The following is a 10,294-nucleotide window of genomic DNA, read 5'->3' on the forward strand; positions in this document are numbered from 1 at the left end:
ATTTTATTGAAAGCCGTTATTTGTCTGTATAATTGAGCAAAAAGCGTTATTATGCGGTACATTAGCGGCTTATTATTGATATTTGGTAGCGTTTATCAAAATAAAGCTTTTCACATTTTTGTGTCAGTAGCGATTGCTACAGGCATGGGCTGCGAAACTGCGCGCTATCAATATCCCCTATTTATTCCAACGGCAACCAGTAGCTCACGCGTATTTTGCAGCTTGGTTGTCTATTACTATTTAATCCTAAAGGTGTAACTAACATGGCTACAGATTTACAAGTCACAACCAACAAGCTATCTAATAAAGAAACTCAGCTAACGGTTAAAGTACCCGTTGAAAAAATTCAAAACAAAGTTGAAGGCCGTATTCGTCAAGTAGCGAAAACTGCCAAGATTGACGGTTTCCGTAAAGGTAATGTCCCTATGTCACATATCCGTTCACAGTACGGTGCTGGCATTCAACAAGAAGTCATCAACGATGTGATCCGTGATACCGTTTTTGAAGCGATCAAATCTGAAGACATCCGCGCAGTTGGCATGCCTAACATCGACGATGTAAAACTAGAAGACGATTTCTTGGTTTATCAAGCCACTGTCGAGATCTTCCCAGAAGTTGACGTCCAAGGTATCGATGAAATCGAAGTTGAGCGTCACACGGCTAAAGTTAGCGAAGAAGACGTCGACACAATGATCGAAAACCTACAAAAACAACGTGAAGAGTTCGTTGAGAAAAAAGGTAAAGCGGCCAAAGATAACCAAGTAACCTTTGACTTTGAAGGCTCAATCGACGGCGAAAAATTCGAAGGCGGCTCATCTGAAGACTTCAAATTGGTCATCGGTAGCAACCAGATGATTCCAGGCTTTGAAGATGGTATCAAAGGCATGAAAGCTGGCGAAGAAAAAGTGATCGACGTCACGTTCCCAGAAGATTACCAAGCTGAGAACCTAGCGGGTAAAGAAGCGCAATTCAAAATCAACGTAAAATTGGTTGAAAAATCAAAATTACCTGAAATCAACGAAGAGTTCCTAGAGCTATTCGGTGTTAAAGAAGGCGGCGTTGAGAAATTAAAAGAAGACGTACGCAAAAACATGGAACGCGAAATCAAGAACGCAGCGCGTAGCCAAGTAAAACAAGCGACTTTTGATGCGCTACTAGAAAAGAACGAGTTTGACGTGCCAAACGCCATGCTAGAGCAAGAAATCGAGCGTCAACGCAACATGATGATGCAACGTTTTTCTCAGCAATTCGGTGCCAATGCTGATAGCTTCGATAAAGACATGCTGCCAAATGAATTGTTCGAAGAGCAAGCGCTACGTGCTGCCCGTCTTGGCATCATCGTTGCTCGTGTTATCGACACCAAAGGTATCGAAGTGGACCAAGACCGCGTTGAGACTTTCATTAAAGAAGCCGCTGAAAACTATGAAGATCCAGCAGAAGTGATCGAGTACTACACCACTGATAAGCAACAGCGCGCGAACATTGAGTCTGTCGTTCTAGAAGACCAAGTGGTTGATTATCTAATCGAGCAAGGTAAAGTCACGGATAAAGAAGTGAGCTACCAAGATTTGCTAGCTGCTCAGCAACAACAGCAGCAAGCAATGTAATTTAGCATTTTAGCGCTACTGCTTTAGAATGTATTAAAAATGCCCTAACGCTCTGTTAGGGCATTTTTATTGGTGCTTTATGGCTTGTGCCCTTGATAAATGTCTATAGACGCCTTATTAATAGGGAGTCATTTATCGTTTGTCACATTAAAACGTTATTATTGCCCCCATAAAAAAGTTACCATTGGTTCAATTATTTTTAGCGACATCTGGCGCTTATTATTTTAGCCCGTTAGTATGATTAAAAGACGACAACATTTACAATGATAAGCATCAATAAAAGCTTGGCTGTTTGCTAATCCCTATTTCTTTATTCTCTTTATTTTATGTACTTATAAACAGGACATCTTTATGACAGATTATGATCGTATTACTGCTAACCCGCATTTTGATATGCTGATGAGTGCGCATGACAACGTACAAAGTACGACTCAAGCAGCATTGGTTCCTATGGTGGTTGAGCAGTCAGCGCGCGGTGAACGCTCGTTTGATATTTTCTCACGCCTATTACGTGAGCGTGTTATCTTTTTGACCGGTCAAGTTGAAGACCATATGGCCAACTTGATCGTCGCTCAGCTGCTATTTTTAGAAGCTGAAAACCCTGATAAAGACATCCATTTATATATCAACTCACCGGGCGGCTCCGTGAGCGCTGGTTTGGCTATTTTTGATACCATGAACTTTATCAAACCTGAAGTATCGACCATTTGTATGGGCGGCGCTTATAGCATGGGTTCGTTCTTATTGGCAGCAGGCGAAAAAGGCAAACGTTATGCCCTAGCCAACTCGCGCGTGATGATTCACCAACCATCAGGCGGCGCGCAAGGTCAAGCAACTGATATCGAAATTAATGCGCGTGAAATTCTAAAAACTCGTGCTCGCTTAAATGAGATTTTGGCTGAGCGTACCGGTCAACCGGTTGAGAAAATCGAAAAAGATGTCGAACGTGACTATTGGTTGGATGCCAAAGAGGCTAAAGAGTATGGTTTGGTCGACGAAGTATTAGAACGTCGCCCTAACTCATTATAATGATGATATAGCAGCTTTGATAAGCATTAAATGCCTTTGCCCTATGTGCTTTGGCATTTATGCAAACAATCGGAATACTGATATAGTCGATTCAATTTAAAAGTAGTACAAGGCAACCGAGTGTAGATGTATAAGTAATACTTCAAGCGAGGTTAACGCAGTAATACTTTTATAGTGGAATGACTGTACGTTTTAAATTTTAGGAGTGCCTTTATATGGCAGAAGATAAAACACCGCATTGCTCTTTTTGTGGCAAAGAAAAAAGCGAAGTAAAACAGCTGATTGCCGCTGACGATGCCAATATCTGTAATGAGTGTATTGAGTTATGTACCGACCTGATTGCGGATGTTGATACCGACAATGACGATGCTGATGGCGATATTGATACCTCTTGGGTCAATAAAAAACTGCCGACGCCAAAAGAGCTGCGTGCCAAACTCGATGAGTATGTCATCGGGCAAGACGCTGCTAAAAAGGCCTTGGCGGTCGCTGTTTATAACCATTATAAGCGTCTAAAAGTCAGTCAAACTTTGGCGAATGATAGCAAAAAAGCTAAGATTGGCGCTGATGAAGCAATGGTTGAATTGTCAAAAAGCAATATCTTGCTGATTGGTCCGACAGGCTCTGGTAAGACCTTACTAGCGCAAACTTTAGCACGTCTGCTTGATGTGCCGTTTGCAATGGCCGATGCCACCACCTTGACCGAAGCGGGTTATGTTGGTGAAGACGTTGAGAACATTGTGCAAAAGCTCTTGCAAGCCTCGGATTACGATGTGAGCAAAGCTGAGCAGGGCATCATCTATATCGATGAGATTGATAAAATCAGTAAGAAAGGCGACAACCCTTCTATCACGCGTGACGTGTCGGGCGAAGGTGTACAGCAAGCCTTGCTAAAGCTTATCGAAGGCACGGTTGCTGCTATCCCGCCACACGGTGGGCGTAAGCATCCACAGCAAGAGCTGATCCAAGTCGATACCAGCAACATCCTTATCATCGTTGGTGGCGCGTTTGCCGGTCTTGATAAAGTCATCCAGCAGCGTACAGAAAAAACTGGTATTGGTTTCAATGCTGATGTCAGCTCAAAAGATGACAGTAAACGTAGCTCAGATTTGCTCCAGCAAGTCGAGCCAGAAGATTTAATCAAGTTCGGTCTGATTCCTGAGCTGATTGGTCGTCTGCCCGTGTTGGCCGCGCTGCAAGAGCTTGATGAAGAAGCGCTAGTACAAATATTGACGGAACCAAAGAACGCTTTGGTTAAGCAATATAAGTACTTGTTCGATATGGAAGGCGCTGATATTAGCTTTACCAAAGAAGCGCTTGATGCGATTGCCAAAAAAGCAATGGCACGCAAAACCGGTGCTCGCGGTTTACGCTCTATCGTAGAAAATGCGTTGCTTGATACTATGTATGAGCTGCCGTCTATGAAAGATGCAAAGACTGTGCTCGTCGATGAGCAAGTGATCAACGACGGCAAGACCCCTGAAATCGCTTAATATATAGTTCAATGATAACAACTAATTATTTAATTGACTGTCATCAAAAAAAGCGTCTGGCATTATGCTAAGACGCTTTTTTTATGTCTGGTCATTTTTAATGATATAGGGTCTGTCTGCACAGACGCAGCAAGCAAGAAAAATGGATATCAGCAGTGCGTGATGGTTCGATATTACTTTTCACTGACTATAGGTGGCTCAAAAAATGACAGCTGCGTTTATCAATCGTGGGCAGGTAAATTCATAAATCATGCTAAGGTAAAGCGACTTCTTATGCGGTCTCCTTAATCATGACTAAAGTGATGACCAAAGTTACGACCAAACCTCCCGAATCAATGATACAAAGGATTGTTCATCATGTTTAACAATGTTACTTCTATAGCAACCTCCCTACGTCAGCACCTCCCTTTTTCTGCTAATGAAAACCATGACATTACCCCCTATTACCGCAATCATGTCGCTGCTATCACTGGTGCCGGCTCTGGTATGGGTCGCGAGCTTGCCATTCATTTAGCAAAAATGGGCTGTCATGTCGCGCTATCCGATATCAATCCTGAGCAGTTAGCCCAAACCAAAGCACTGCTCGTCGGTTATGATGTCAAAGTCACTATGACCGTACTCGACGTCTCAGACAATAAAGCGGTGCAAGCGTGGGCAGACGACGTCATGAGCGATCACGGCAAAGTGAACTTCATCTTTAACAATGCAGGCGTGGCGCTATATTCGACCGTAGAAGGCAGCAGTATCGATGAGCTTGAATGGGTCATGGATATCAATTTTTGGGGTGTGGTCTATGGCACCAAAGCCTTTTTACCTTTGATCAAAAATAGCGTCAAAGAAAGCGAATCGACTAAAAGTGGTAAAGACAGCAAAGCACGCCAATTTGACGAACATGGTCATATCATTAATATCTCAAGTCTGTTTGGTTTGACCGCTCAGCCTTCGCAGTCTGCCTATAATTCCAGTAAGTTTGCGGTACGTGGCTTTACCGAGAGCCTACGTCAAGAGCTCGACATTCAGCGCTGCGGCGTCTCAGCGACTTGCATTCACCCAGGTGGCATCAAAACCAATATTGCCAATAGTGCGCGTGGTAATGACAGCATCAGTGACCTTGGCATGCGTGGTGGCAGCAAAGCGATCAGCAGTTTTAATAAATTCTTAAAGTTCGATGCCAGCGATGCCGCTTGGATTATTCTGCAAGCGGCCGCAAGCAACCAGCCGCGCTGCTTGATTGGTAACGATGCCAAAATGATCGACGCCGTACAGCGCGTGTTTCCAGCAAGCTATAGCAAAATACTGAATGACGTCAATAAGCTGTCACGCAAATTGAAAGGCAAGAAACCTGCTAGAACGGGTGTTCGTAAATCGGCCTAGTCGCTATAAGATTTAGATAAAGATAAAGACGGTCAAAAAAGCCCCGCTACACTAGCAGGGCTTTTTTGGTTGTTCACAGTCTAAAAATCTTAAGTAACTTTAAATATAAAAGTAAATATAAAGCTTAATGTTAAGGCAGTTTCATATCGCCATCGACTAACCAGCCCAGACGGCGCATCATATAAGCGACGACGCCAGCAATCAGCGCAGGCAATACGAACATCAATAAAATAATCGCTGTCCATAGTTGAGCGCTACTCATAATCTCTTGTGACGCTTCAATAACGCCAAATACTCCTACCAGTCCAGCAGTGCCCATACCCGCGCCGGTCGCCGTACACGCCAAGCCAAAGCCGACCGTGGCGATAGGGCCAACGATGGCGCTAGCGACAACAGCGGGCAATAAGACCACAGGTTTTTTTAGCACGTTTGGAATTTGTAGCATGCTCGTGCCTAAACCCTGAGAGACGACACCGCTGATCCCATTGTCTTTAAAACTGGCAACGGCAAAGCCAATCATGTGTGCCGCACAACCAACAACTGCTGCACCACCTGCTACACCGCCAAGCCCAATAGCGATACAAATAGCAGCGCTAGAGGTTGGTAAGGTCAATAAAATACCCACCACCACTGCAATGACAATACCCATCAATAATGGCTGTAACTCAGTAGCCGCTTGAATACCTTGACCAATAGCAGCGACAGCAGCGACGATAGGTGGATTCAATAGTGCGCAAACTGCTAATGCTACCGCGCATACCAATAATGGTACTAGCAGAATATCAAGCTTGGTCTTGCCAGCGACCCAAGTACCAGCGCGATAAGCAAATACCGAGGTCAGGTACGCACCAATGGGATTACCGGGTAAAGCCACGAACGTCGCAGGTCCGCCCACTTGCGGGGTAAAAAGCGTGCCTGCCATCAACGCTTCAGAGTGCGCCCCCAGCATCCCTGCTACCAAGCAGCTGAGCATAACCAAGGTCGGCGCTTTGAGGTAATAAGCAATGCCCACACCGATACCAGCACCCATTAATACAGAGGCCAGCTTGCCGACTGCGATGAGTGCTGGCATTTCTAACCAACCACCGATTTGTGAGATAATCAAACCAGCAATCAATGTGACAAATAGTCCTAAAGCCATACCTGTAAAAGCATCGATAAAATACTTTTGAAAAAAGGCTTTAACGTTGCCAGTAGGCGGTGTTGCTGAGTCAGATACTGTCATAGCCATACTCTTTGTGAAGGTTTTAATAAGATAGAATAAACCGAAAAGATAAAACACTCTTGTCAAAAATCAGAGATAAAAAAAGCGTCATTGCGACGCTTTCTTATTGTTAACACATGACTAAAACGAGCACAAAGCATTCAACCTAACGGCGCTGCTCAACGATGATGGAGTCAATGCCGTTGTTTTGTAGGCGCTGCTGCGCACTAGCAACCGCTTGACGGTTGTTCATTGGACGCGAGATGACCTGATAAATTGGCAAACCATTACCCGTGGTGTTTTTGACTACTCTTGCATCCACGCCAGCCATGAGCACTTGCGCACGGCGACGATCGGCTTCATCAGCATCACCAAAGCTGTTAATCTGTAAGATATAGGTCGCCGCAGGTTTGGCAGGTTGGACGCTAGCCGCATTCGTCCCTGAATTATTGGCTCGGTTTGCCGTATTGCCACTATTACTAGTCGCCGGCGCGCCATCATAGGTAGCGTCTTCTTCAACGATAACGATATCATCGCTATTATTGGCCGTACCAGCATTGTTACCACGGCTTGGCTCGATCACGGTGCTTTCAGAAATACCAAAGTTACCCGTATCATCATTGCGACTGGCTGAATTGCTCTCCGGTTGAGTAACGACGACGTCCGGCTCAAAAGCACCGATACTGCCCAAGCCATCATTACCTGTTTCACCGATATTTTCATCAGGGATGGTCGCCATCTCTTGATTGGGCAAAATATCGTAGAATTCGTAATCGCTATTATCGGTATCGGTATCGACGCGGGGCTCTACCTGCCGATCAGGATCATTACCGGCAGTGCTATCAGCGGGACTAAAATCAAATAATGGTGAGAGGTACAAAAACACCCCGATCATTAGGGTCAATACTGCCCCGACAAACATCCATAATAAACCTGATACGCTACTTGATTTGCGCTTTTCGGTCGCACCTTTAGGTTTTTTGGCTAGCATGGATCTCTTTCTCCCTACTGAATCTATCTGTCGTTATCGAATTATCGTCGAATTATTGCTATCGCTCGTCTGTATATGTTCTACATGCTAGACGGTGCAGATAACCCTAATAAACTAAGCCCATTGGACACTACGTGACGTACCGCTTTTGACAAGCGCAGACGGGCTTGCATCATATCGAGCTCTTCTTGGCTTGGCGTCTCACCTGAGGTCAAGCTCACTGGCAGAATACGATTGCTATCGTACCAGCCGTGGAAGAGTGCTGCCAAATCTTTTAGATAGTTGGTCAGTACATGCGGCTCATAGCCTGTAGCAGCTCGTAACAGTGTCGCTGGATAGGCCGCTAAGAGTTTGATTAGCTCATCTTCACTAGGCGCTGTCAGCAAGTTTTGGTGCTGGGCACCAATCAAATCGTCTACAATCAGACCACTGGATTCTAGCTTTTCTAATACGCGGCAAACCCGTGCATGCGCGTATTGAATGTAATAAACCAAGTTGTCTTTGCTTTGTGATTTGGCCAGCTCTAAATCGAAGTCGACGTGCACTTCAGGCTTACGCGCGACATAATAGAAGCGCGCTGCATCGTTACCGACTTCATGGCGCAGCTCACGCAAGGTGACAAACTTGCCTGAACGCGACGACATTTGCACTTTTTCACTGCCGCGCCATAATGCTACGAATTGAACCAGCACCACATCAAGGCGTTCTGCATCAATCCCCAAAGCTAACAACGCCGCTTTTACCCGTGGCACATAACCATGGTGATCGGCGCCCCAAACGTTGACGACTTTATCAAAGCCACGATCGAACTTATTTTTATGATAAGCGATATCAGAGGCAAAGTAAGTCGATTGTCCATTGGCACGGCGTACCACACGATCTTTTTCATCACCAAAATCAGTCGATTTAAACCAAATATTGCCGTCTTTTTCGTACAGATAGCCTTTATCCTCTAAAATCTGTAAAACCGGCGCAATCTCACTATCAATGGATCTTTCGCTAAACCAGCATTCATAACGCACACCAAAGTCATTTAAGTCATCTTTGATATCAGCCAAAATACTGCTCAATGCTGCATTTAAAAACAGCTCATAGCCATCACCAAGCAATGCTTTGCTATTAGCAATTAGACCATCAATATGCGCTTCTTTGTCACCTGATAGCAATGTTTTTTCACCATCATCATTGATTTCAAACTGGGCATCTTCTGGCGCATTTTTAGCAACGTCTATAAAGCTGTGCACGTAGCTAGTGCCATGTTGTGCTTTTAGTGTTTGGGCAATATCACTGACATAGTCGCCTTGATAGCCATTCACGGGAAAAGTTATTTGTTCACCGTTGGCTTCTAGATAACGCAGATACGTACTGGTCGCTAAGATGTCCATCTGCCGACCGGCATCGTTGACATAATACTCACGAGTGACGTCACAACCAATGGCTTCGAGCAAGTTTGCCACGCTCATGCCAAACGCAGCACCGCGTCCATGACCGACATGTAAACTAGAGGTTGGATTGGCGGATACGAACTCAACCTGTACCTTTTGCCCTTCGAACTGGTCGCTCAAACCAAAGCGATCCTGTTGTTTAAAAATATCGTCTAACACCGAAAACTTAGCGTCGGCATTTAAAAAGACATTGATAAAGCCTGGACCCGCGATTTCTATTTGGCGAATGTCTTGGTTGTCAGGCAGCGCATTGACGATTTTTTCGGCAAGCTGGCGTGGATTGCTCTTAGCCGCTTTGGCAGCCGTCAGCGCGATATTACTGGCAAAATCACCGTGGCTTAAATCTTTTGTACGGGTGATTTGACTGTTATTTTGCCAATCAGCTGGCAACGCGCCATCGGCTTGTAAGGTTTGAACCGCATCATTAAATAAGGATGCTAGCGTATCAATTTGGGCTTGTGACATAGGACTATAAACTCAGATAAATAAAAAATGGTACAAAAAATGGGGCGAATGCGCGCAGTCGGTAACGGCTTATTATAATAGCGACTGACATGGCAGGTGACAAATTAATATAAAAAGATAAGTAACCTGTAAATATAACAATCTTTGCGCTTTATTGCACTATTTGCGCCAAAATTAGCACCAAAATCTTACGGTTATGAAGGTTGGTACTTATATTTGAGATTAATTGGCAGTTATTTAGCATTTCGGGTTCAGATTGAGAACACGCCTTAATAAAAAATGCAATTGTATCTTTCCTGTTGTCTCACTGATAGCGGTAGTTTATACCCACTGACTTCCGCGTTATAATGACGCTTTGTATTTTGCCCCTCTATTTAATTTTTATTTATTATTTTATTGCTGCTCATTATTTGAGGAGTGATGCGCTTTTTTAGGGTGATTTTTAAAAAGCGATAAAGTTGGTTCACTATAATTTGGATATAAGGAAGCTGAGCGAAAGTACTACCAATAGTAGACCAAGCAAGGCTAATACCCTATCCAATTTATAGTGAATTGACTATAAGATAATAGCGTTAAATAGATGGCATGTTACTACTCTATAGGATTAAGCCATGTTTGCTATTGCTGCCAGTACCGTCACCAGTTGGGGGCTGTACGTACTATTACCCATATTTATTGCGTTTTTA

Annotated in this window: 7 protein-coding genes; 4 read left to right on the forward strand and 3 right to left on the reverse strand. The window is 44.3% G+C overall.

Annotated elements, in window-relative coordinates; translation table 11 throughout:
• Nucleotides 1-263 precede the first annotated feature (263 nt).
• From tig to W293_RS0111225, 4 genes are all read left to right on the forward strand, one after another.
• Entirely contained in the window at nt 264-1,607 is a 1,344-nt protein-coding gene (gene tig / locus W293_RS0111210) for a trigger factor (protein WP_025652532.1), read from the forward strand.
• A gap of 351 nt (nt 1,608-1,958) precedes the next feature.
• Nucleotides 1,959-2,636, forward strand: a complete 678-nt coding sequence (gene clpP / locus W293_RS0111215; RefSeq protein ID WP_025652533.1) for an ATP-dependent Clp endopeptidase proteolytic subunit ClpP — start codon at nt 1,959-1,961, stop codon at nt 2,634-2,636.
• 215 nt (nt 2,637-2,851) lie between these two features.
• Nucleotides 2,852-4,129: an ATP-dependent protease ATP-binding subunit ClpX gene (clpX, locus tag W293_RS0111220; RefSeq protein WP_025652534.1), complete on the forward strand. Its 1,278-nt coding sequence runs from the start codon at nt 2,852-2,854 to the stop codon at nt 4,127-4,129.
• A gap of 357 nt (nt 4,130-4,486) precedes the next feature.
• Entirely contained in the window at nt 4,487-5,503 is a 1,017-nt protein-coding gene (locus W293_RS0111225; protein ID WP_084212319.1) for an SDR family NAD(P)-dependent oxidoreductase, read from the forward strand.
• Nucleotides 5,504-5,633: 130 nt separating this feature from the next.
• Here the strand turns inward: W293_RS0111225 and W293_RS0111230 are convergent, their stop codons facing one another.
• The 3 genes from W293_RS0111230 to argS all read right to left on the reverse strand — a co-directional run bounded on the left by W293_RS0111230 (nt 5,634) and on the right by argS (nt 9,608).
• Nucleotides 5,634-6,728, reverse strand: a complete 1,095-nt coding sequence (locus W293_RS0111230; protein ID WP_025652536.1) for a PTS transporter subunit IIC — start codon at nt 6,726-6,728, stop codon at nt 5,634-5,636.
• Nucleotides 6,729-6,873: 145 nt separating this feature from the next.
• A complete protein-coding gene (locus tag W293_RS0111235) occupies nt 6,874-7,698 on the reverse strand; it encodes an SPOR domain-containing protein (protein ID WP_025652537.1) in 825 nt (274 codons plus the stop codon).
• 80 nt (nt 7,699-7,778) lie between these two features.
• Nucleotides 7,779-9,608 carry an arginine--tRNA ligase gene (gene argS / locus W293_RS0111240; protein ID WP_025652538.1) on the reverse strand — a complete coding sequence of 610 codons (1,830 nt, stop codon included), beginning with the start codon at nt 9,606-9,608 and terminating at the stop codon, nt 7,779-7,781.
• Between the last annotated feature and the right edge of the window lie 686 nt (nt 9,609-10,294).

The organism is Psychrobacter sp. TB67 (genome assembly GCF_000511065.1).
In the GTDB taxonomy this organism is placed as follows: Bacteria; Pseudomonadota; Gammaproteobacteria; order Pseudomonadales; family Moraxellaceae; genus Psychrobacter; species Psychrobacter okhotskensis.